Annotated in this window: 20 protein-coding genes and 1 riboswitch; of the genes, 11 read left to right on the forward strand and 9 right to left on the reverse strand. The window is 69.0% G+C overall.

The annotated features are described in order from the left end of the window. Window positions 1–36: 36 nt before the first annotated feature. Entirely contained in the window at window positions 37–759 is a 723-nt protein-coding gene (locus SSP08S_RS34075; RefSeq protein WP_019072146.1) for a M50 family metallopeptidase, read from the reverse strand. Between the two features lie 50 nt (window positions 760–809). Between SSP08S_RS34075 and SSP08S_RS34080 the strand changes: the two genes are divergently transcribed. From SSP08S_RS34080 to SSP08S_RS34125, 10 genes are all read left to right on the forward strand, one after another. Continuing rightward, a complete protein-coding gene (locus SSP08S_RS34080) occupies window positions 810–1,625 on the forward strand; it encodes an SOS response-associated peptidase (protein WP_026179072.1) in 816 nt (271 codons plus the stop codon). Between the two features lies 1 nt (window position 1,626). Beyond that, the gene (locus SSP08S_RS34085) at window positions 1,627–2,253 is read left to right on the forward strand and encodes an alpha/beta hydrolase family protein (RefSeq protein ID WP_019072148.1); all 627 of its coding nucleotides are present in this window, start codon (window positions 1,627–1,629) and stop codon (window positions 2,251–2,253) included. A gap of 236 nt (window positions 2,254–2,489) precedes the next feature. After that, window positions 2,490–3,173 (forward strand): RNA polymerase sigma factor SigR, encoded by a 684-nt coding sequence (sigR, locus tag SSP08S_RS34090; RefSeq protein WP_019072149.1) that lies wholly within the window; start codon window positions 2,490–2,492, stop codon window positions 3,171–3,173. Further along, window positions 3,170–3,472, forward strand: a complete 303-nt coding sequence (gene rsrA, locus SSP08S_RS34095; protein WP_019072150.1) for a mycothiol system anti-sigma-R factor — start codon at window positions 3,170–3,172, stop codon at window positions 3,470–3,472. The genes sigR and rsrA overlap by 4 nt, the downstream gene beginning before the upstream one ends. 115 nt (window positions 3,473–3,587) lie before the next feature. After that, window positions 3,588–4,895, forward strand: a complete 1,308-nt coding sequence (locus SSP08S_RS34100; RefSeq protein ID WP_019072151.1) for an HD-GYP domain-containing protein — start codon at window positions 3,588–3,590, stop codon at window positions 4,893–4,895. Further along, window positions 4,892–6,130, forward strand: coding sequence for an HD-GYP domain-containing protein (locus tag SSP08S_RS34105; RefSeq protein ID WP_019072152.1), 1,239 nt, complete (start codon window positions 4,892–4,894; stop codon window positions 6,128–6,130). Before SSP08S_RS34100 ends, SSP08S_RS34105 begins: the two co-directional genes overlap by 4 nt. A gap of 104 nt (window positions 6,131–6,234) precedes the next feature. Further along, window positions 6,235–7,215 carry a tetratricopeptide repeat protein gene (locus tag SSP08S_RS34110; protein WP_019072153.1) on the forward strand — a complete coding sequence of 327 codons (981 nt, stop codon included), beginning with the start codon at window positions 6,235–6,237 and terminating at the stop codon, window positions 7,213–7,215. A 195-nt stretch (window positions 7,216–7,410) separates the two neighbouring features. Continuing rightward, on the forward strand, window positions 7,411–8,061 hold the full coding sequence (gene def / locus SSP08S_RS34115; protein ID WP_019072154.1) for a peptide deformylase: 651 nt from the start codon (window positions 7,411–7,413) through the stop codon (window positions 8,059–8,061). Window positions 8,062–8,360: 299 nt separating this feature from the next. Further along, window positions 8,361–9,446 carry an epi-isozizaene synthase gene (cyc1, locus tag SSP08S_RS34120; protein WP_086022030.1) on the forward strand — a complete coding sequence of 362 codons (1,086 nt, stop codon included), beginning with the start codon at window positions 8,361–8,363 and terminating at the stop codon, window positions 9,444–9,446. After that, window positions 9,443–10,813: a bifunctional albaflavenone monooxygenase/terpene synthase gene (locus tag SSP08S_RS34125; RefSeq protein ID WP_019072156.1), complete on the forward strand. Its 1,371-nt coding sequence runs from the start codon at window positions 9,443–9,445 to the stop codon at window positions 10,811–10,813. Before cyc1 ends, SSP08S_RS34125 begins: the two co-directional genes overlap by 4 nt. A 16-nt stretch (window positions 10,814–10,829) precedes the next feature. Here SSP08S_RS34125 and SSP08S_RS34130 read toward each other — a convergent pair whose 3' ends face one another. Beyond that, window positions 10,830–11,792 (reverse strand): GlxA family transcriptional regulator, encoded by a 963-nt coding sequence (locus SSP08S_RS34130; protein WP_019072157.1) that lies wholly within the window; start codon window positions 11,790–11,792, stop codon window positions 10,830–10,832. 93 nt (window positions 11,793–11,885) lie between these two features. Here SSP08S_RS34130 and SSP08S_RS62410 point away from each other — a divergent pair, with 93 nt between their 5' ends. Next, window positions 11,886–12,044: a hypothetical protein gene (locus SSP08S_RS62410; protein WP_019072158.1), complete on the forward strand. Its 159-nt coding sequence runs from the start codon at window positions 11,886–11,888 to the stop codon at window positions 12,042–12,044. On the opposite strand, the gene SSP08S_RS34140 is transcribed toward SSP08S_RS62410, so the two are convergent. From SSP08S_RS34140 to SSP08S_RS34170, 7 genes are all read right to left on the reverse strand, one after another. Continuing rightward, on the reverse strand, window positions 12,019–12,480 hold the full coding sequence (locus SSP08S_RS34140) for a hypothetical protein (protein WP_019072159.1): 462 nt from the start codon (window positions 12,478–12,480) through the stop codon (window positions 12,019–12,021). The two genes, SSP08S_RS62410 and SSP08S_RS34140, sit on opposite strands and share 26 nt — an antisense overlap. Before the next feature lie 126 nt (window positions 12,481–12,606). Continuing rightward, complete coding sequence (locus tag SSP08S_RS34145; RefSeq protein ID WP_019072160.1) at window positions 12,607–14,691, reverse strand: putative Ig domain-containing protein; 2,085 nt, start codon at window positions 14,689–14,691, stop codon at window positions 12,607–12,609. Window positions 14,692–14,974: 283 nt separating this feature from the next. Beyond that, on the reverse strand, window positions 14,975–15,988 hold the full coding sequence (locus SSP08S_RS34150; RefSeq protein WP_019072161.1) for a ribonucleotide-diphosphate reductase subunit beta: 1,014 nt from the start codon (window positions 15,986–15,988) through the stop codon (window positions 14,975–14,977). Then, on the reverse strand, window positions 15,988–18,405 hold the full coding sequence (locus SSP08S_RS34155) for a ribonucleoside-diphosphate reductase subunit alpha (RefSeq protein ID WP_019072162.1): 2,418 nt from the start codon (window positions 18,403–18,405) through the stop codon (window positions 15,988–15,990). Before SSP08S_RS34155 ends, SSP08S_RS34150 begins: the two co-directional genes overlap by 1 nt. 124 nt (window positions 18,406–18,529) lie before the next feature. Continuing rightward, window positions 18,530–18,653: riboswitch (cobalamin riboswitch) on the reverse strand. A 52-nt stretch (window positions 18,654–18,705) separates the two neighbouring features. After that, a complete protein-coding gene (locus SSP08S_RS34160; RefSeq protein WP_019072163.1) occupies window positions 18,706–19,212 on the reverse strand; it encodes a GNAT family N-acetyltransferase in 507 nt (168 codons plus the stop codon). A 96-nt stretch (window positions 19,213–19,308) separates the two neighbouring features. After that, window positions 19,309–20,910, reverse strand: a complete 1,602-nt coding sequence (gene mctP / locus SSP08S_RS34165; RefSeq protein ID WP_019072164.1) for a monocarboxylate uptake permease MctP — start codon at window positions 20,908–20,910, stop codon at window positions 19,309–19,311. Then, window positions 20,907–21,170 carry a DUF3311 domain-containing protein gene (locus SSP08S_RS34170; protein WP_026179073.1) on the reverse strand — a complete coding sequence of 88 codons (264 nt, stop codon included), beginning with the start codon at window positions 21,168–21,170 and terminating at the stop codon, window positions 20,907–20,909. The genes mctP and SSP08S_RS34170 overlap by 4 nt, the downstream gene beginning before the upstream one ends. Between the last annotated feature and the right edge of the window lie 131 nt (window positions 21,171–21,301).

The following is a 21,301-nucleotide window of genomic DNA, read 5'->3' on the forward strand; positions in this document are numbered from 1 at the left end:
AGCCCCGCGCCCCTGAAGCTGCCCCTTCGGGGCGCTTCACAGTTCCAGCAGCCACCGTCCGCCGCCTATCAGCGAGCAAAGCGACACCAGGTGGAACAGGAACAGCCACAAGCCCGCCGGTACGTGCGTCAGGCGTGCCAACTGGTCCGCGTCCGAGTCGCCCGCTCCGCCCCTCGACCTCTTCGCCTGGAGCTCGAAAGCGGGACGCACTCCACCCAACAACAAGAACCACACCACCGCGTAAGCGAACGCCGCCTGCACCTGCGGACCCGTAAGCCACGACACCAGGAGGAAGGCCGCGCCGCTGAGGATCACCGTGAGGGCGCCGTACGCGTTGCGGATCATCACCAGCATGGCGATGAGCAGGAGGGTCGACAGCCACAGGAGGAGGGTGATGTGGCCGGCGCCCAGAAGGGCGGCGCCGCCCAGGCCCAGGAGTGGGGGAGCGGTGTAGCCGGCGGCCGCCGTGAGGATCATGCCGAGGCCGTGCGGTTTGCCGCGGCTGACGGTGAGGCCGCTGGTGTCGGAGTGGAGGCGGATGCCGGTGAGCTGGCGGCCGGTGAGGAGGGCCACCAGGCCGTGGCCGCCCTCGTGGGCGATGGTGATGGCGTTGCGGGAGACGCGCCAGAGTCCGTGCGGGACGACCACGGCGAGCGCGGCGACCATGGTGGCGATCACCACCCACAGATCCGGGTCGGGCTGGCTGCCGAAGACCTCGTCCCAGAGGGCGGGTATCGAGGCGATTGCGGTGCTGTCCATTGGCGGCGGAGGCTCCCGTGGGTGTCGTCGAATCTGGCAGTGTTGCACGTATGTGCGGACGGTATGCAGCTAGTCGTGGGCCCGAGGATCTCGCAGGAGTCTTTGAGATCGAGAAGTGGGAGCCCGAGGAGGTGCTGGCCCCCGACTACAACGTGGCCCCGACCAAAGAGGTCTATGCAGTCCTCGACCGTCCACTTAAGGACGCGGACAGCCCGAAGCCGGTTCGCCAGCTGCGCAAGCTGAAGTGGGGGCTGGTGCCGAGCTGGTCGAAGACGCCCGAGGGCGGGGCGCGGATGATCAACGCCCGCGCGGAGACCGTGCACGAGAAGCCTTCGTACCGTCGCGCCTTCGCCGCCCGGCGGTGCATCATCCCCGCCGACGGCTACTACGAGTGGGTCACCGCCAAGGACGAGCGGGAGCTGGAGGTCGAGGGGAAGAAGAAGCGGCAGCGGAAGCAGCCGTACTTCGTGCTCCCCGCCGACGGGTCGGTGTTCGCGATGGCCGGTCTTTACGAGTTCTGGCGGGACCGGACGCTGCCCGACGACCATCCGCTGGCCTGGTGGGTCACCTGCTCGGTGATCACCACGGAGGCGGAGACGACCCCGCTCGCGGTCGCCCCCGCCGACGGGCCGTACGCGCTCGCCGACATCCACCCCCGGATGCCCCTGATGCTCACCCCGGACCGCTGGGACGCCTGGCTCGACCCGGCCCGCACCGACCCCGACGACCTGCGCGAGCTGCTCGCCCCGCCACCCGCCGGGCTGATGCGCGCCTACCCGGTGTCCACGGCCGTCAGCAACGTCCGCAACAACGGACCGGAGCTGCTGAAGGAGCTGGAGGGGCCCGAGGAGGGCACACTCTTCTAGCGTGACCGAGATCATTGAGACCGACGCGGGGACCGCCCGCATCACCTGGCACCGGGCGAAGCAGGCCCGGCTCGTCCTCGCCGTCAGTCATGGGGCCGGCGGCGGCATCGAGGCGCGCGACCTCCAGGCCCTCGCGACCGTCCTCCCCGCGCACGGCGTGACCGTCGCGCTGGTCGAGCAGCCGTGGCGGGTGGCCGGGAAGAAGGTGGCGACCGCGCCGAAGACGCTGGACGTGGGGTGGCGGGGCATCTGGCCGGCCGTCGCGAAGCCCGGGCTGCCGGTGGTCTCCGGGGGCCGCAGTGCCGGAGCGCGCGTGGCCTGTCGTACGGCGACGGAGCTGGGCGCCGCCGCCGTCCTGGCCCTGAGCTTCCCGCTGCACCCGCCCGGGAAGCCGGAGAAGTCGCGGGCCGGTGAACTGCTCGGCGCCGGGGTGCCCACGCTCGTCGTGCAGGGCGGCAACGACCCCTTCGGGAAACCGGCCGAGTTCCCGGAGGGCGACTTCGAACTGGTCGAAGTGCCGTACGGCGATCATGGTTTCGCGGTGCCGAAGCGGGCGGAGATCGGGCAGGACCAGGCCCTGGAGATCATCACCGGGCGAGTGGTGGAGTGGACTCGAACACTCGGGTGAAGGGCGGGAATGCCGGGACCCTTACCACTGTTGTGCAGGGCACAGAGAGTCGTAGAAAGGAAGTCCTCCGCATGGGTTCGACCTTCTGCCCGGCCCGTAGCAGCCGCCCCGACCTGGACTGGTCGGTGCTGCACGCGACCAAGGCCACCCCTATTGGGGCGGCGGGCGGACCGGATCGTCGTCTATCCTCCGATTCTGGTGGCATCGGCTTCGGTGCTGCCCGGAATCTTGAGGAGGTGGGTCCGGTTCCCGGTACCGACGCAGGGACCGAACACGGCCAGGCGGAGCAGCCCGAGGGCCAGGGCACGAGCACGGAGTCCACGGCGGAGCGCAGCGCGCGCTTCGAGCGGGACGCGCTCGAATTCCTCGACCAGATGTATTCGGCCGCACTGCGCATGACCCGCAACCCGGCCGACGCCGAGGACCTGGTGCAGGAGACGTACGCCAAGGCGTACGCGTCGTTCCACCAGTTCCGCGAGGGCACCAACCTCAAGGCGTGGCTGTACCGGATCCTCACCAACACGTTCATCAACTCGTACCGCAAGAAGCAGCGCGAACCCCAGCGCTCCGCGGCCGAGGAGATCGAGGACTGGCAGCTCGCGCGTGCCGAGTCGCACATGTCGACGGGTCTGCGCTCCGCCGAGTCGCAGGCGCTCGACCACCTGCCCGACTCGGATGTGAAGGAAGCCCTCCAGGCCATTCCGGAGGAATTCCGCATCGCCGTGTATCTCGCGGACGTAGAGGGCTTTGCGTACAAGGAGATCGCGGACATCATGGGGACACCCATCGGTACGGTGATGTCCCGGCTGCACCGGGGCCGCCGTCAACTGCGCGGCATGCTCGAGGACTACGCGCGTGACCGCGGACTGGTCCCGGCCGGTGCCGGAGAGTCGAACGAAGCGAAAGGCTCGGGCTCATGAGCTGCGGAGAGCCGCACGAAACGGACTGCAGTGAGGTCCTCGACCATCTCTACGAGTTCCTCGACAGAGAGATGCCGGACGCGGACTGCACCAAGTTCGAGGTGCACTTCGAGGAGTGCTCGCCGTGCCTGGAGAAGTACGGCCTGGAGCAGGCCGTGAAGAAGCTCGTGAAGCGGTGCTGCGGGCAGGACGACGTGCCGACGGATCTGCGCTCCAAGGTGATGGGACGCCTGGAGATGATCCGGTCGGGGCAGGTCGTGCCCGAGCATGATGTGGCGGCCTCTCCGCAGGAGTCCTGAACGGACTGTCGTCACTCGAATGTGCTAATCCGCGGGTGATACGCCCGCGGCCTCCCCCTGATCGCCCTAGGCTCCTCGGCCTGGACAGGCATGGTCGGGGGGAAGGGCGTCAGCCATGGAGGCGACACCGGCACGGGCACGTGCGTACGTCCTCTGTGCCGTCCTCGGCGCCCTGCTCTGTCTGCTTCCGCTGCCGGCCGTCCACGCACCCTGGTGGGCGGTCGTGCTGTTGGCGGCCCTCTACGCCGGCTGCGAGCAGATCGCCCGGCGCCGGTTCGCCGGCACCTTCTACCCGGTGCTGCTCGCCGCCGCCTTCCTCCTGCCGCCGCCCGCCGCCGCGCTCGTACCGCTGCCGGGCGCGCTGTTCTCCCACGTCGACGAGGGCCCGCCCTGGCTGCGGCGCAGCTGGCGTGCCGCGCAACTCGCGCTCGCCGTATGGGCGGCGGGCCGCGTCCACTGGGCGCTGGGCGGCCGGAACGCCGTCGTCGCCTCCGACTTCCCGTACGCCCTGCTGCCCGCCCTCGCCGCCGTCCTCGCCTTCTGCCTGGTCCTGACCGTCCTCGACGGCGGCATCCTGGCGCTGGCCGAGCGGATGCCCCTACGACGGGCCTGGCGAGGCCTGTTCCTACGGTCCCTGGCGCCCATCGGCGTGCACGGGCTCGCCGGGCTGATGATGGCCGTCCTGTGGCGCAGCCCCTACGGCCCGGTCGCCGCGCTGCTCGTCCTGCTGCCGATGGGGGTGTCCTGGTGGGTGTTCGCCCAGTACCACCGGGAACACGCCGCCCACCAGGCCACCATCCGCGCCCTCGTCCAGGCCGTCGACATCAAGGACGGATACACCCGCGGGCACAGCGAGCGGGTCGGACAGGCGTCGATGATGATCGCGCGGGAACTGGGGATGGACGACTCGCGGGTGGAGGTGCTGCGCTTCGCCGGGATCCTGCACGACGTGGGGAAGCTGGGCGTGCCCACGCGGCTCCTGCGCAAGGACGGGCCGCTCACCCCCGAGGAACGGCGGGTGATCGAACTGCATCCCGAGTACGGGCACGAGATCGTGCGGGGCATCGGCTTTCTCGGGGAGGCCCGTGCGGCCGTCCTGCACCACCACGAACGGCTGGACGGCAGCGGGTACCCGTACGGGCTGCTGGGCAGTCAGATCCCGGAGTCCGCGCGGGTGGTTGCTGTCGCCGACGCCTTCGACGCGATGACGTCGACGCGGTCGTACCGGCGGGCTCGGCCGGTTCCGGCAGCTCTGGCGGAGCTGGAGCGGTGTGCGGGGGCGCAGTTCGATCCGCGCATGGTGGCCGCGCTGATGCTGGCCCTCGGCAAGTACGGCTGGCGGCCCGCCGTCACCGCGGACGAGCCCGCCGACCTCGTGCCGCCGCCCGCGCCGGTCCCGAGCCGGCCGGGAGTACACCGATGACGCGGCGCCGCAACCTCCTGCCCCTCACCCTCATCCACACCTCCGCCGCCCTCCTCGCCGTCACCGCCCTCACTCACACCCTCTGGACCGGCCTCGAAGAACGCGGAGTCGCCCTCGCCTTCGGACTCCTCGTAGCCATAGGCGAGCTGAGCCGCTGGAACGGCAACAGCACCGCCGGTCTCGGCGCCGCCGGCGCCCTCTCCTACGCCCTCCTCGGTACGGACGCCGGCCACCCCACTCATCACGGCGTCTTCCAGGTCGTCACCGTGGTCGTCGCCGCCGCGCTGGTCGGCTGTGTGCCGCACATCGCGCGCGGGCAGAGCGGGACCCCCGACCACCTGGCACGCCGGATCCTGACCGTCGGCTTCGCCGCCGTCTGCTTCCAACCCCTTTACAACCAAGGGGTGTTCGGCCACTGGGGCGGCCCCGCCTACGCCCTCCTCCTGCTCGCGCTGCTCGCCCTCACCGCCCTCTGCGACGCCGTGCTCGCCGCCGCGCTCGCCCACTCCCGCACCCGCTGGCCCTTCGGCCCGCTGCTCCGCGACGAGCTGCGCGGCATGCTCGGCATCGGGTCGGCGGTCTGCGCGACCGGCGCGGTGATGGCGCTCGCGGTCGCCGTGGTGGGGCTGTGGGCGCTGCCCGTCTTCTCCGTGCCGCTGCTGCTGACCCAGCTGTCCTTCCGGCGGTACGCGGCCGTACGGACCACCTACCGGCAGACCATCACCTCCCTCGCCCGCTCCACCGAGATCGCCGGGTACACCCCGGCCGGGCACGCCCGCCGGGTCGCCGCGCTCTGCCAGGCGGTCGGGCGGGACATGGGACTGTCCGAACCCGACCTCACCGTCCTGGAGTACGCAGCCCTGATGCACGACATCGGCCAGCTCAGCCTCGTCGACCCGGTACCGGCCGGCGCCACCGCCGTACTCCCCGTGGCCGAGCAGCGGCGGATAGCCCTGCTCGGCGGGGCCGTCGTACGGCAGACCGGGGTGAGTCCTCAGGTGGCGGCCGTCGTGGAGCGGCAGGCCGACCCGTGCCGGGAGCAGCCCGTCTCCGCGCGGATCGTGCGGGCCGTCAACGCGTACGAGGAGAAAACCCGGGCAGGAGGCCCCGGCGGGCCCCTCCAGGCGCTGGAGGAGCTGCGCCTCGGGACCGCCGGGGACTACGCTCCCGAGGTCGTGGAAGCGCTGGCCCGGGTGCTCTCCCGTGGCTGTCTGACCTTGCCTTCGGCTGGGTAACCCATGGGTAATGAGCGCCCTCCCAGCCGTACGTGGTTGGATGCGAAGAAGAGGGTGTCCGGGGGCAGAGCCAGCCCAACGAACGGAACTGGCAGGCGGGAATCGTGAGGATCTTCGGCAAGGGACGGCACCGGCCCTCCGCCTCCTGGCGGCAGGCCACAGACCGCGCGTTCACGCTGATCGGCGACGGTCGCTACGAGGACGCGGGCGCGCTGCTGACACGTGCCGCCGATCTGGAACCCTGGCTGTCCGAGTCCTGGTTCAACCTCGCACTGCTGCACAAGTTCCGGCACGACTGGGAGCAGGCCCGGGCGGCCGGGCTCCGCGCGGTCGCGCTGCTGGAGCGGGAGGCCGGCGCGCCCGACTGGTGGAACGTGGGCATCGCGGCCACCGCGCTCCAGGACTGGCCGCTGGCCCGGCGGGCCTGGCAGGCGTACGGGCTGCGGGTGCCGGGCGGGGTCACCGCGGCGGGCGAACCCGCCGGGATGGACCTCGGCAGCGCGGCCGTACGGCTGTCTCCCGAGGGCGAGGCCGAGGTCGTGTGGGGGCGGCGGCTGGATCCGGCGCGGATCGAGGTGCTGTCCATTCCGCTTCCCTCGTCCGGGCGACGCTGGGGTGAGGTCGTGCTCCATGACGGCGTGCCGCACGGTGAGCGGACCACCGCCGCCGGGCACTCCTACCCGGTTTTCGACGAGATCGAGCTGTGGGCGCCGTCGCCTGTGCCTACGTGGGTCGTGCTGCTGGAGGCTGCCGCCGAGGCCGACCGGGACGCGTTGGAGCAGCTGGCGGCCGATGCCGGGTTCGCGGCGGAGGACTGGTCGTCCTCCGTGCGGTTGCTGTGCCGGATGTGTTCTGAGTCGCGGATGCCGTCCGACGAGGGTGACGGGGAGCATCTTGATCCGCATGATCACAGTGAGCCTGGGCATCCTGGGCCGCTCGGGCATCGGACCGATGGGCAGTTGTGGGTGCCGGAGCGGGAGTGTGGGCTTGCGGCGCCCGCGTCGCTCGTGAGGGGGTTGTTGGACGGGTGGGTTGCCGACAGCCCTGACTCTCGGGACTGGCGGGATTTGGAAGAGGTCTGCTGAGGTCGTTGGTCGGGTGCGGGTCCGTTGTGGCTGGTCGCGCAGTTCCCCGCGCCCCTAAAAGACAGGGCGTTGTCGCTGGTCGCGCTCACACGGCGGAGCCGCAGATATGCACAGCCCCGCGCCCCTGAAGGACATCCACGTACCCTGTCTCTGCAACATCTCCCCCCGTTTTACCTAGGAAGGCTTACGTCCGTCATGGCGCAGCAGGACACCGATCAGCAGCACGTGGGCGTGCTTCCCGTGGACGACGAGGGGTTTGTCGTCGATACCGAGGGGACCGAGGAGCGTGAGGCGGCCTGGCGGGAGCGGGGGACCTCGCGGGCGATCACGGTCGTCGGGAATCCGGTGCTGCACAAGGAGTGCGCGGACGTCACCGAGTTCGGCGCGGAGCTGGAGACGCTGGTGGCGGACATGTTCGCCTCGCAGCGCACCGCCGAGGGCGTCGGCCTCGCCGCCAACCAGATCGGCGTCGGCCTGAAGGTCTTCGTCTACGACTGCCAGGACGACGAGGGCAAGCGGCACGTAGGTGTCGTCTGCAACCCCAAGCTGGTCGACCTGCCCGCCGACAAGCGGCACCTGGACGAGAGCAACGAGGGCTGTCTGTCGGTGCCCACCGCGTACGCGCCGCTCGCGCGGCCCGACTACGCCGAGGTGACCGGGCAGGACGAGCGGGGCAACCCGATCAAGGTCCGCGGCACCGGCTACTTCGCCCGGTGTCTGCAGCACGAGACCGATCACCTCTACGGCTACCTCTACATCGACCGGCTCTCCAAGCGCGACCGCAAGGACGCGCTGCGGCAGATGGCCGAGAACGAGCCCCGCTACCCCGTGGTCGCCAACGACTGAGTCCCGGGGAGTCCCAGGGACGATCACAACCCCCTTACGTACGGCGTCTGTTCAGGTGCACCTCCCTGACCAGGCGCCGTTCGCATGTCCGTCGCACATTCGATCGTTTTTGCTCTCGTAGTGATCCAGAATCAGTCACACAAGGATGGGTTCTCGGCACTTGGGGGTAGTGAAGGGAGCAAATCCGTTCCCAGAACGGTCAGTTGTGGTGCTGAATGGGAAGTGCGGGGATACGCAACGGCGCACGCCCGGCACAGCGGGAGGGGCGTGTGCACCTGGCGGCTGAGAGGGGTTTGTTCGTGCCTGCTTTCTCGCACAGCACCACAACGGCATCGACGGCGATCGCCGTTCCACCATCACTCTCTCTCCCGGTGATCGAGGCGGCGTTTCCCCGGCGACTGCATCCGTATTGGCCGAGGCTCCAGGAGAAGACACGCGTCTGGCTGCTGGAAAAGCGCCTCATGCCGGCGGACAAGGTACGCGAATATGCCGACGGTCTTTGCTACACGGACTTGATGGCCGGGTACTACTTGGGCGCACCGGACGAGGTGCTCCAGGCGATAGCGGACTTCAGCGCGTGGTTCTTCGTCTGGGACGACCGCCATGACCGGGACATCGTGTACGGCCGGCCCGACGCCTGGCGGCGGCTCCGGTTCCGCTTGCACGCCGCACTGGACTCACCACGCCACCACCTGCTTCACCCGGATCCCCTGGTCGCGGGGTTCGCCGACTGCATGATGCGGATCTACTCGTTCCTCCCCGCCACCTGGAACGCGCGGTTCGCCCGGCACTTCCACGCCGTGATCGAGGCCTACGACCGGGAATTCCGCAACCGCTCCGAGGGGGCCATTCCCGCGGTCGAGGAATATCTGGCACTGCGCCGGCTCACCTTCGCGCACTGGATCTGGACCGATCTACTGGAAGCGAGCGCGGGGTGCGAACTCCCGGAGGGCGTAAGGAAACACCCGGGATATCGGCGGGCGGCGCTGCTCAGTCAGGAATTCGCCGCCTGGTACAACGACCTCTGCTCTCTTCCCAAGGAAATAGCGGGCGACGAGGTCCACAATCTCGGAATCAGTCTCATCAAACACGAGGGACTGACTCTCGAGGACGCGGTCGCCGAAGTGAGGCGTCGGGTCGAGGAATGCATTGCCGATTTCCTCGTCGCGGAACAGGAGACCTTACTTCTTGCCGAGCGGCTCGACGACGGCACCGTACACGGAATGGAATGGAGCGCCGCCGTACGGTCCTGTCTCGGCAATATGCGGAACTGGTTCAGTTCCGTCTACTGGTTCCACCACGAGTCCGGCCGTTACATGGTCGACAGCTGGGACGACCGGTCCACACCCCCGTACGTCAACAACGAAGCGGCAGGTGAGAAATGACCGTCGAGTCTGTGAAGCCCGCGCCCCCCGAGGCGCCGGAACTGCTGGAGCCGCCCGTCGCGGGCGGCGGAGTGCCGCTGCTCGGCCATGGCTGGAAGCTGGTCCGCGACCCGCTGGCCTTCATGGCCCGACTCCGCGACCACGGCGAGGTCGTACGGCTCCGCCTCGGTCCCAAGACGGTGTACGCCGTCACCGCGCCGGCCCTCACCGGGGCGGTCGCGCTGAGCCCCGACTACATCATCGCGGGCCCGCTGTGGGAGTCCCTGGAGGGACTGCTCGGCAAGGAGGGGGTGGCCACCGCCAACGGGCCCACCCACCGGCGCCAACGGCGCATCATCCAGCCCGCGTTCCGGCTCGACGCGATACCCGGCTACGGGCCGGTCATCGAGGAGGAGGTGCACGCGCTCACCGAGCGCTGGCGGCACGGCGGGACGATCGACTGCACCTCCGAGGCCTTCCGGGTCGCCGTGCGGATCGCGGCCCGCTGTCTGCTGCGCGGCGACTTCATGGACGAGCGCGCCGAACGGCTGTGCACCGCCCTCGCCACCGTCTTCCGGGGCATGTACCGGCGGATGGTCGTCCCGGCCGGACCGCTCTACCGGCTGCCCCTTCCGGCCAACCGCGAATTCGACCGGGCGCTGGCCGATTTGCATCTCCTCGTCGACGAGATCGTCGCCGAACGCCGGGCATCTGGTCAAAAGCCGGACGATTTGCTGACAGCGCTGCTGGAGGCGACCGACGAGAATGGCGAGCCGATCGGGGAACAGGAGATCCACGACCAGGTCGTCGCGATCCTCACCCCCGGAAGTGAAACCGTGGCGTCCACGATCATGTCGCTGCTCCAAGTCCTGACCGAACACCCGGAACACACCGACAAGGTATGTGCGGAAGTTGAATCCGTGACGGGCGGACGCCCGGTGGCATTCGACGACGTCCGCGCGCTCACCCACACCAACAATGTCCTCGTCGAGACGTTGCGCCTGTGGCCCGCCGTATGGATATTGACGCGACGGGCGGTCACCGACACCGAACTGGGCGGCTATCGGATTCCGGCCGGGGCCGACATCATCTACAGCCCCTACGCGATCCAGCGCGACCCGCGTTCGTATGCGCACAACCTGGAGTTCGACCCCGACCGCTGGCTTCCGGAACGGTCCAAGGACGTACCGAAGTTCGCCATGAGCCCGTTCAGCGTCGGCAACCGGAAGTGTCCCAGCGACCACTTCTCGATGGCCCTGCTGAGCCTGTTCACGGCGGCGGTGGCGGCGAAGTACCGCTTCGAGCTGGTGTCCGGCTCCTACGACACCACTCGCGTCGGCATCACCCTCCACCCGCACCGGCTGATGCTCAGGCCGATCCCCAGGTGAGACGACAGGCGTGCGTTCAGGCGGCTTCCGGGCCCCTGAACGTGCGCCGGTAGGCGTTCGGAGTGGTACCCAGGGCGCGGACGAACTGGTGGCGCAGCGCGGGCGCGGTGCCGAAGCCGGCACGCCAGGCGATCGCGTCCATCGTCTCGTCCGTCCCCTCCAGCAACTGCTGTGCCAGCAGCACCCGTTGACGCAGGATCCAGCGGTACGGCGTGGTCCCGGTCTCCTGCTGGAAGCGGCGGGCGAAGGTACGCGGCGACATGTGGGCGCGGGCGGCGAGCTGTTCGACGGTGACCTCCTGGTCGAGGTGCTCCGCCATCCACACCAGCACCTCGCCCACCGTGTCGCACTGCGAGCGCGGCAGCGGCCGCTCGATGTACTGGGCCTGCCCGCCGTCGCGGTGCGGCGGTACGACCATCCGCCGGGCGATGGCGTTGGCGACCTCGGGACCCTGCTCCTTGCGCACGATGTGCAGACAGGCGTCGATGCCGGCCGCGGTGCCCGCCGAGGTGATCACCGGGTCCGCGTCGACGTACAGCACGTCCGGCTCCACGACGATCTTCGGATACCGCCGGGCCAGCAGCTCCGCGTGATGCCAGTGCACCGCGCACCGCCGCCCGTCCAGCAGCCCGGCGGCGGCCAGCACGAACACCCCCGAGCAGACGCTGAGCACCCGGGCACCCCGGTCCACGGCCCGCCGCAGCGCGTCGAGCAGCTCCTCCGGGTACTCCCGCGCCGCGTAGGTCGCACCCGCCGGTACGGCGATCAGGTCCGCAGTCTCCAGCCGCTCGAGCCCGTGCTGGACGGCCAGCGAGAAGCCCGCGTGGGTGGCGAGCGTCGGTCCCTCGGCCGAGGCGACCGCGAAGTCGTAGACCGGCAGGCCCTCGTCGCTGCGGTCGAGGCCGAACACCTCGCAGACGACGCCGAGTTCGAAGGGATGGACTCCGTCGAGCAGGACCACGGCCACGTTTTTGAGCATGCTGCCAGTGTGCGCCAGGACTGGCAGGAAATCGAGGGTGTACGGCAGTACTGCCACTCACGGTAAGGAGTGTAAGGCTCGACACTGGTGTCTATGAACGCAGCCATGGACAACCTCATCGCCCTACTGACCGTCCTCGGCGTCTTCCTCGCCGTGGCCTTCCCGTCGCTGCTCGGCATCGCGCACGAGCGGCGCATCGACCGTCAGATCCGGACCGCCCACCGGATCATGACTTCGTCACCACGACGGTGACCGACCACTCCTGAATGCCCTTGCAGGAGATCTTGTGCGGGGCGGTCGCACACAGCGGCCGGGACGACGTGAGCTTCACGGTCCCGGCCGAGACCGCCTTGAACGCGTTGCTCGCGTCGCCGGGCCGGATCAGGATCCCGCTGTTGGTGGCCTCCAGGCCCGTGCCGGCGGTCTTGACCTGCGCCCACGGCCGGGACGCCGTCCCGTCCAGCAGGATGCGGACCGTGTTGCCGGTCGTCAGGCAGAACGTTCCGTTGTCGTCGGTGGCGGCGAGGGTCTCCTTCGACGCACAGGCCGACTTGCTCTTGCTCGGTGTGGGGGACGAGGACGGCGACACGCTGCCGCTGCCGGTGTCGGACTTCGTGCCGCCGCAGCCGGTGAGGGTCAGTGCCAGGGTGGCGACGGCGAGGGACGGAGCGAGGATGGATCGACGCATGGGGGGCCTCCTTGCCCCTTTGACGTGTCACGGACGCATCCGGATCCGCCGTGAGAAGTGAAGTATTCGTGGACATGACAGAGCCCCGGCCGCTGCGAGACGGCCGGGGCCCAGCTCATGAGGAGGTCAGCTTGTCGTCACGGCGGTGTCGTCGAGAACGAAGCTGGTCTGGAGCGAGGAGTCCTCGACCCCGCTGAACTTCAGGGTGACCGTGGTGCCGGCGAAGGCCGACAGGCTGAAGGACTTCGCGACGTAGCCGGTCGCCGCGTTGAGGTTGGAGTAGGTGGCCAGGGTGGTCGATCCGGCGGTGACCGTCAGCTTGTCGTAGGCCGTGCTGGTGGTGGTCTCCGCGGTGTCGACGTGCAGGTAGAAGGTGAAGGTCGTGGCGGTGCAGCCGGACGGGATCGTCACCGACTGGGACAGCGTGTCGGTGTGGGTCGAGCCGTAGCCGTCGAGCCACGCGTAGTACGAGCCCGCGTGCGCGGCCTCACTGCTGGAGTTGGTGATGACGCCGCTGCTCGCGGTCCAGGTGGTGTTGCCGGACTCGAAGCCCGCGTTGCCCAGGAGCTGGGTCGAGGTGCAGGAGCCGCCGCCCGAGGTGCTGACCGTCCAGGTGAAGGAGGCCGAGCCGGAGGCGCCGGTGGAGTCGGTCGCGGTCACCGTCACGGCGTAGGTGCCGGCGGTGGACGCGGTGCCGGAGATCAGCCCGGTCGAGCTGCTGATCGACAGGCCGGTGGGCAGCCCGCTCGCGCTGTAGGTGAGGGTCGCGCCCGCGCTGTCCGAGGCCGAGATCTGCAGGCTGGCCGTGGAACCGGTCGCCGTGGACTGGCTGCCCGGGTTGGTGACGGTCACCGTGTTGCCGGTCGTGGTGCCGGTGGTGAAGGCGGCGGTGCCGTCCGGGGTGCCCCAGCCGGTCGGGCCGTCGTAGCCGGTGCCCGCGGTGCAGAAGTACGAGGTCGAGCAGGTGCCGTTGTTGCCGCTGGTGACGTCGTACAGGTTGCTGGTGTGGGAGTAGGGGTACTTCGCCGGGTAGTCGCTGGAGCCCGGGGTGCCGGCCAGCGCGTAGACGCCCGCGATGATCGGGGACGAGGCGCTGGTGCCGCCGTAGACCGCCCAGCCGGAGCCGCCGTAGGTGTCGTAGACGGCCACGCCGGTGGCGGGGTCGGCGACGGCCGCGACGTCGGCCTCCATGCGCTTGGTGCAGCCCGTGTCGGTCTGCCAGCTCGGCTTCGGGTCGTAGGCGGAGCAGCCGGAGCCGCCGCCCTCGGTGCTGCTCGTCTTCCACACGGACTCGGTCCAGCCGCGGGAGTTGGAGGACGTGGAGAGGGCCGTGCCGCCAACTGCGGTCACGTACTGGGACGTTGCCGGGTACTCGGCGCCGTAGGCCTCGTCACCGGAGGAGACGGTGATCGCGACACCCGGGTGCTTGAAGTACGAGGTGTCCTCGCTGGTCTGCGAGGAGGACTCGGAGCCGCCCCAGCTGTTGGAGACGAACTTCGCGCCCAGGGCGACGGCCTCGTTCTCGGCGGCGCCGAGGTTGGCGTCGGTGGCCGAAGTGGCCTCCACCAGGATGATGTTGCAGTTCGGGCAGACCGCGCTGACCATGTCGATGTCGAGCGCTTCCTCGCCCGCCCAGCCGGTGTCGTTCGTCGGCAGGGAGGTGGTCGAGCCGGTCTGGCTGACCTGCTTGAAGCAGCCGCTGGCCTTGGTGCAGGCGGAGAGGCCGAAGTTCGAGCGGTAAGTGGCCAGGTCCGACTCGGCGTTGGGGTCGTTGTACGCGTCGACCACGGCGACCGTCAGACCGGAACCGCCGGTCGAGGGCAGCGCGTACGCGCTGTGCAGGTTGGCCGGGCTCAGCCCGGAGACCGCCGCGGCGGCGTCCGGGTGCACGGCGGCGGCGAGCTTCTGCTTGATGTCGGTGCGCCGCTGCGCGAAGCAGGCCGCCGAACCGGGGGCCGCGGTCGCGCACAGGTGCTCGGTCGGCACCTTCTGCCCGGCCTTGCCGGTCGAGTGGACGGCCTGGGCCGCGGGGGCGGTCAGGGCCTTGGCGTTCTGGGTGACCTTGGAGACCTGGGCGGACTGCACGACCGCGTGGTTGGCGGGCCGCGCGTCGGCGGGGGAGGCCGCCGCGAGACCGAAGACGCTGAGGGTGAGGGCGGGTATGGCGGCGGTCAGTAGTCTTCGCAGGCTTCGTCTGGGCTTCTCACGCATGGGGGTACTGCCTCCGTCGAGTTCGATTGGAGTGGGGTTCCTCGGCGTGGTGGCAGGCCTGTGACGCGCGTAGCGGCGGCGTTGAACGTCGTCATGGGCATGACACTTGGAGCGTTCTGTGATGCCGTTGTGAATGACATGGACAGGACGGGCAGAACGTAGCCGGGCCGACGAGACCGCGAACAGACGCACCCCATGAACTTTGCCGCTCCATAGAAACTCCATGGACGGCCCATGGAAGCTCCATGGGCCGTCCGCGAAGTAAGCGATACATAAAGGGGGGCTAGAAGTCCTCGTCGAGGTCGACCGTGCCCTCCACGGCGACCTGGTACGCCGACGGGCGGCGCTCGAAGAAGTTGGTCAGCTCCTGCACACCCTGCAACTCCATGAAGGAGAAGGGGTTCTCGGAGCCGTAGACCGGCGCGAAGCCCAGCCGCTGGAGGCGCTGGTCGGCAACGCACTCCAGGTACTGGCGCATCGAGTCGGTGTTCATGCCCGGCAGACCCTCACCGCACAGATCGCGCCCGAACTGCAGCTCGGCCTCGACAGCCTCCTTCAGCATGTCCGTGACCTGCTGCTGGAGTTGGTCGTCGAACAGCTCCGGCTCCTCCTTGCGGACGGTGTCGACGACCTCGAACGCGAAGCTCATGTGCATGGTCTCGTCGCGGAACACCCAGTTGGTGCCGGTGGCCAGGCCGTGCAGGAGACCGCGGCTGCGGAACCAGTAGACGTACGCGAACGCGCCGTAGAAGAACAGCCCCTCGATGCACGCGGCGAAGCAGATCAGGTTGAGGAGGAAACGGCGGCGGTCGGCCTGGGTCTGGAGGCTCTCCAGCTTCTCGACCTCGTTGATCCACTTGAAGCAGAACTCTGCCTTCTCGCGGATGGAGGGGATGTTCTCCACCGCGTCGAAGGCGGCGGCCCTGTCCTCGGGGTCGGGGAGGTAGGTGTCCAGCAGGGTCAGGTAGAACTGGACGTGCACGGCCTCCTCGAAGAGCTGACGGCTCAAGTAGAGCCTCGCCTCGGGGGAGTTGATGTGCTTGTACAGCGTCAGCACGAGGTTGTTCGCCACGATCGAGTCGCCCGTCGCGAAGAATGCGACCAGCCGGCCGATCATGTGCTGCTCGCCCGGCGTCAGCTTCGCGAGGTCGGCGACGTCCGAGTGGAGGTCGACCTCCTCGACGGTCCAGGTGTTCTTGATCGCGTCCCGGTAGCGCTCGTAGAAGTCCGGGTAGCGCATGGGGCGGAGGGTCAGCTCGAAGCCCGGGTCGAGAAGGTTCTTGGCTTCGGTGGTCATTACTGGCAGGCCTCGCAGGACTCGGGGTTTTCCAGGGAGCAGGCGACCGCGTCTTCGTCGGGCGTCAACTGCTGTACGGGGACGGTGGGTTGGGCTTGCGCCTGGGCCGCGCGGGCGATCCGGGTCGCCGGGCGCGAGCGCAGGTAGTACGTCGTCTTCAGGCCCTGCTTCCAGGCGTACGCGTACATCGAGGAGAGCTTGCCGATGGTCGGCGTCTCCAGGAACAGGTTCAGGGACTGGGACTGGTCCAGGAACGGGGTGCGGGCGGCGGCCATGTCGATCAGGCCGCGCTGCGGGATCTCCCATGCCGTGCGGTACAGCGCTTTTACGTCCGCCGGGATCCAAGTGAAGCCCTGCACCGAGCCGTTGGCGTCGCGCAGCGCCTCGCGGGTGCGGGCGTCCCACACGCCGAGCTGCTTCAGCTCGTTCACCAGATACGAGTTGACCTGGAGGAACTCACCGGACAGCGTCTCGCGCTTGAAGAGGTTGGAGACCTGCGGCTCGATGCACTCGTAGACGCCCGCGATGGACGCGATGGTGGCGGTGGGGGCGATCGCCAGCAACAGGCTGTTGCGCATGCCGACTTGGGCGATACGTTCCCGCAGGGCCGTCCAGCGCTCGGGCCAGGTGAGTTCCACGTCGTAGTGGTCGGGGTGCAGAACACCACGGGCGGTACGGGTCTTCTCCCAGGCCGGGAGCGGGCCGTTGCGCTCGGCGAGGTCGGCGGAGGCCTCGTAGGCGGCGAGCATGATCCGCTCGGCGATCCGGGTCGAAAGCGCCTGCGCCTGCGGGGAGTCGAAGGGGACGCGGAGTTTGAAGAAGACGTCCTGGAGGCCCATCGCGCCCAGACCGACCGGGCGCCAGCGGGCGTTGGAACGGCCCGCCTGCTCGGTCGGGTAGAAGTTGATGTCGACGACCCGGTCGAGGAAGGTGACGGCGGTGCGGACCGTCTCGTCCAGCCGCTCCCAGTCCAGCTCACCATCGGTGACGAACGCGCCCAGGTTCACCGAGCCCAGGTTGCAGACCGCCGTCTCGCCGTCGTCCGTGACCTCCAGGATCTCGGTGCAGAGGTTCGAGGAGTGGACGGTGTGGCCGGGCTCGGCGGTCTGGTTGGCGGTGCGGTTGGCCGCGTCCTTGAAGGTCATCCAGCCGTTGCCGGTCTGCGCGAGGGTGCGCATCATGCGGCCGTAGAGGTCACGGGCCGGGATGGTCTTCTTGGCCAGGCCCGCCGCTTCCGCCTTGCGGTAGGCGGCGTCGAACTCGTCGCCCCACAGGTCGACCAGCTCGGGCACGTCGGCGGGGGAGAACAGCGACCAGGTGCCGTCCTCGTTGACCCGGCGCATGAACTCGTCCGGGATCCAGTGCGCCAGGTTCAGATTGTGCGTACGGCGGGCGTCCTCACCGGTGTTGTCCCGCAGCTCCAGGAACTCCTCGATGTCGGAGTGCCAGGTCTCCAGGTAGACGGCGGCGGCACCCTTGCGCCGGCCGCCCTGGTTCACCGCGGCGACCGAGGCGTCCAGCGTCTTCAGGAACGGGACGATGCCGTTGGAGTGCCCGTTCGTGCCGCGGATCAGCGAACCGCGGCTGCGGATACGGGAGTACGACAGTCCGATGCCACCCGCGTGCTTCGAGAGGCGGGCGACCTGGTGGTAGCGGTCGTAGATGGAGTCCAGCTCGTCCAGCGGGGAGTCGAGGAGGTAGCAGGACGACATCTGGGGGTGCCGGGTGCCGGAGTTGAAGAGGGTGGGGGAGGAGGGGAGGTAGTCGAGGCGGCTCATCAGCCGGTAGAGCGCGGCGACTTCGTCGAGCGCGCGCGTCGAGTCGTCCTCGGCGAGGCCGCTCGCGACACGCAGCATGAAGTGCTGGGGCGTCTCGATGACCTTGCGGGTGATCGGGTGGCGCAGGAGGTAACGGCTGTGCAGGGTACGGAGCCCGAAGTAGCCGAAGCGGTCGTCGCCCTCGATGTCGATCAGCGCGTCGAGGCGGGCCGCGTGCAGCGTCACGAACTCGGCGGTGCGGTCGGCGATCAGGCCCTCGCGGTGGCCCACGGCGACGGATTCGGTGAACGTGGTGACGCCCTGCGAGGCGGCCTCGGCGGCGATGTTGATCGTCAGCAGCCGGGCGGCGAGGCGGGAGTAGACCGGGTCCTCGGAGATGAGGCCGGCGGCGGCCTCCGTGGCCAGTTCGCGCAGTTCCGTCTCGTCCGCGTGCGCGGACCGGCCGCGCAGCGTGGCGGCGGCGACCCGGCCGGGGTCGGCGTCGGGAAGGTCGGCGGTCAGCTCGGTCAGGGTCCGCAGGATCGCGGCGCCGGGACCGTCGGCACCGGGAACGGCCGTTCCGGGAACGTCGGTTCCGGACGCTGCGTTCGCCTCGTTCGCCTGGGTCGCTGATGCCGGCTCTGCTGGCGCGATGGTCACGGTGGGGCTCTCCCTCGCTCGGCACGGGGCCTTGCGGAGGGCAGGCGGCAGCTCACGAGCGCACGGGGCGTCGCGTCCACCGGCCCACTCCACGAGGCCCGGACGTCATGCGCCCGGGCCGGGTTGGCCGGGCGCGCCGTCGGCAGGTCCTCGGACTGACCAGGCGTGCGTATGCACGCAAGTACACCGTTGCGGGACAGTTCCGGATTCGCACCGGATTCCCCTGCGGCGACAGCGAGCATGAGCATACATCTTGTGCCGGGCTGTCGCGGCACCCCCAGATGTTGTGTCGCGGCTGTTTCAGAGCGTCAACTCATAGGTGAGGAGAGTGATGTCGTCCAGCTCCGGCAGGGGATTCCAGTCGCGCTCCGGGGTGCGGGTGAAACCGAGGCGTTCGTAGATGCGATGGGCGGCGTGCATGGTGCGTTGGGTCGACAGGACGATCGCTGTGCAGCCCGCGGTGGCTCGGGCGCGGTCGACGCAGGCGCGGACCAGGGCCTCGCCGGCGCCCTTTCCGCGGGCCTCTCGGGCGACCGCGAGCATCCGGATCTCGGCCTCGCCTTGTTGCGCGATGTCTGCCATGGGGCCGCCGGACGGGACGAAGGTCACTCCGCCGAGGAGGTGGTCGTCTTCGATGGCCACGAGGACGTCGGCTGCGGCGGCTCGTTTTGCTACGGCTCTCAACTCGCCGAGGTAGTCGTCGCTTTCGCCGAAGTCCAGGAGGCCGTCCTGGAGGTAGGCCTGCGCTGTGATCTCGCCCAGAGTTTCGTATTCGGTGGGTTCTACTCGTCGGATGAGGATGTCCATGTAGGTGAGTGTGAACGAAACAGCGGGCCGCCGAGGGGTGCTCCCTCGGTGGCCCGCTGCGGGTTCGTTGTGGCTGGTCGCGCCCCTGAGGTGGGATCAGTGACCGGCGATCACCGGTAGCTCTTCCTTTACCCCCGGGTCGCCCGCGTCTGCCGTGTAGTCCGCCGGGCTTGTCTCGTCCACGCCCTCCGGGGCCTTCGCCGCCTTCAGGATGAACGTGAGGACCACCGTTACCGCCACGTTCAGTACGAACGCCGTCAGGCCGATGTAGCCGATCTCGCCGATCCCCGGGATCTCCTTGGACGAGCCGCCGAAGTGGTCCTGGGTCGGGGAGGCGACGCCGTAGGCCGCGAGGGTGCCGTAGAGCATGCCGACCGCCCAGCCCGCCAGGAGGGCCCAGCGGTGGAACCAGCGGGTGAAGAGGCCGCCCACCAGGGACGGGAAGGTCTGGAGGATCCAGATGCCGCCCAGGAGCTGGAAGTTGATGGCTACCGTCTTGTCCATCGTCAGGACGAAGGCCAGGGCGCCGACCTTCACCAGCAGCGAGACCAGCTTGGAGACCTTGGTCTCCTGGGCCGGGGTCGCGTCCGGGTTGATGAAGTCCTTGTAGATGTTGCGGGTGAAGAGGTTCGCCGCCGCGATGGACATGATGGCGGCGGGGACGAGCGCTCCGATGCCGATCGCCGCGAAGGCCACGCCCGCGAACCAGTCCGGGAACATGTTCTCGAAGAGCTGCGGGATGGCCAGTTGGCCGTTGGTGACCTTGACGCCCGCCGCGATCGCCATGAAGCCGAGCAGCGCGAGCAGGCCCAGCATCAGTGAATACAGCGGCAGGATCGTGGTGTTGCGGCGGATCACGTTGCGGCTCTTGGAGGAGAGGGTCGCGGTGATCGAGTGGGGGTACATGAACAGGGCCAGTGCCGAGCCCAACGCGAGGGTGGCGTACGTCCATTGGCCCGCCGGGGCCGGTACGAGTCCGCCCGCTCCCGCCGCCTTGAACTTGGCGCCCGCCGCGCTGAAGATGTCGTCGAAGCCGCCGAGCTTGATCGGGATGTAGATGATCGCCACGGTGATGACGAGGTAGATCAGGCCGTCCTTCACGAACGCGATCAGCGCGGGAGCGCGCAGGCCGGACGAGTAGGTGTACGCGGCCAGCACGGCGAACGCGATCAGCAGCGGCAGGTCCTTCACGAACCAGTTGGAGTTCGCGCTGCCGCCCACGCCCATGACGTCCAACACGGCCTGGATGCCGACCAGTTGGAGCGCGATGTACGGCATGGTCGCGAGGATGCCGGTGACCGCCACCGCGAGTGACAGGCTCTTCGAGCCGAAGCGGCCGCGCACGAAGTCGGACGTCGTCACGTATCCGTGCTTGTGCGACACCGACCAGAGGCGGGGCAGGAACGTGAAGATCAGGGGGTACACGAGGATCGTGTACGGCACCGCGAAGAAGCCGGCCGCGCCCGCCGCGTAGACCGCCGCGGGGACCGCGACGAACGTGTACGCGGTGTAGAGGTCGCCGCCCAGCAGGAACCAGGTGACCCAGGTGCCGAACGACCGTCCGCCCAGGCCCCATTCGTCGAGGCTGTGCTCGTTGTCGGCCCGGCGCCAGCGCGCGGCCAGGAAGCCCAGGACCGTGACGGCCAGGAAGAAGAAGATGAAGACGCCGAGAGCGACGCCGTTCACGCCGTCGTTCACCGGGTGCCTCCATGACGGGTGCGCTGGTCACGCTGCCAGAGCTTGTAGGCGGTCATGGTCAGCGCCGTCGAGATCAGCACCCACAGCATCTGGTACCAGTAGAAGAACGGGATGCCGATGAATATGGGGTCCGTCTTGGCGTAGGAGCCGACCCAGAGCAGCGCCACGAAGGGTGCGAACAGGCAGACGGCGATGACCACGCGGACCGGTGTCACCACCGGCGCCGCCACTTCGGGCGGAACTTCAGGCACATCTGACATTTCGCGGCTCCCGTCCCCTCACTGATCACCTGTGTAACGCGCAGGCAATGTAGGTCACGGGATCGCGGGTGCGGAAGACCCCGTCCGCATATCGTCATGTCGATTTAGTGAAAACCTGACATCGGTGTCAA

The sequence above is a fragment of the Streptomyces hokutonensis genome (assembly GCF_000376565.1).
In the GTDB taxonomy this organism is placed as follows: domain Bacteria; phylum Actinomycetota; class Actinomycetes; order Streptomycetales; family Streptomycetaceae; genus Streptomyces; species Streptomyces hokutonensis.

Coding starts and splice junctions, on each gene's coding strand:
- SSP08S_RS34160 (WP_019072163.1), bottom strand. CDS start 19,212: ATGGACATCCTCATCCGACGAGTAGAACCCACCGAATACGAAACTCTG.
- SSP08S_RS34130 (WP_019072157.1), bottom strand. CDS start 11,792: ATGCTCAAAAACGTGGCCGTGGTCCTGCTCGACGGAGTCCATCCCTTC.
- SSP08S_RS34075 (WP_019072146.1), bottom strand. CDS start 759: ATGGACAGCACCGCAATCGCCTCGATACCCGCCCTCTGGGACGAGGTC.
- rsrA (WP_019072150.1), top strand. CDS start 3,170: ATGAGCTGCGGAGAGCCGCACGAAACGGACTGCAGTGAGGTCCTCGAC.
- SSP08S_RS34125 (WP_019072156.1), top strand. CDS start 9,443: ATGACCGTCGAGTCTGTGAAGCCCGCGCCCCCCGAGGCGCCGGAACTG.
- SSP08S_RS34140 (WP_019072159.1), bottom strand. CDS start 12,480: ATGCGTCGATCCATCCTCGCTCCGTCCCTCGCCGTCGCCACCCTGGCA.
- SSP08S_RS34105 (WP_019072152.1), top strand. CDS start 4,892: ATGACGCGGCGCCGCAACCTCCTGCCCCTCACCCTCATCCACACCTCC.
- SSP08S_RS62410 (WP_019072158.1), top strand. CDS start 11,886: ATGAACGCAGCCATGGACAACCTCATCGCCCTACTGACCGTCCTCGGC.
- SSP08S_RS34170 (WP_026179073.1), bottom strand. CDS start 21,170: ATGTCAGATGTGCCTGAAGTTCCGCCCGAAGTGGCGGCGCCGGTGGTG.
- SSP08S_RS34145 (WP_019072160.1), bottom strand. CDS start 14,691: ATGCGTGAGAAGCCCAGACGAAGCCTGCGAAGACTACTGACCGCCGCC.
- def (WP_019072154.1), top strand. CDS start 7,411: ATGGCGCAGCAGGACACCGATCAGCAGCACGTGGGCGTGCTTCCCGTG.
- SSP08S_RS34150 (WP_019072161.1), bottom strand. CDS start 15,988: ATGACCACCGAAGCCAAGAACCTTCTCGACCCGGGCTTCGAGCTGACC.
- SSP08S_RS34080 (WP_026179072.1), top strand. CDS start 810: ATGTGCGGACGGTATGCAGCTAGTCGTGGGCCCGAGGATCTCGCAGGA.
- SSP08S_RS34100 (WP_019072151.1), top strand. CDS start 3,588: ATGGAGGCGACACCGGCACGGGCACGTGCGTACGTCCTCTGTGCCGTC.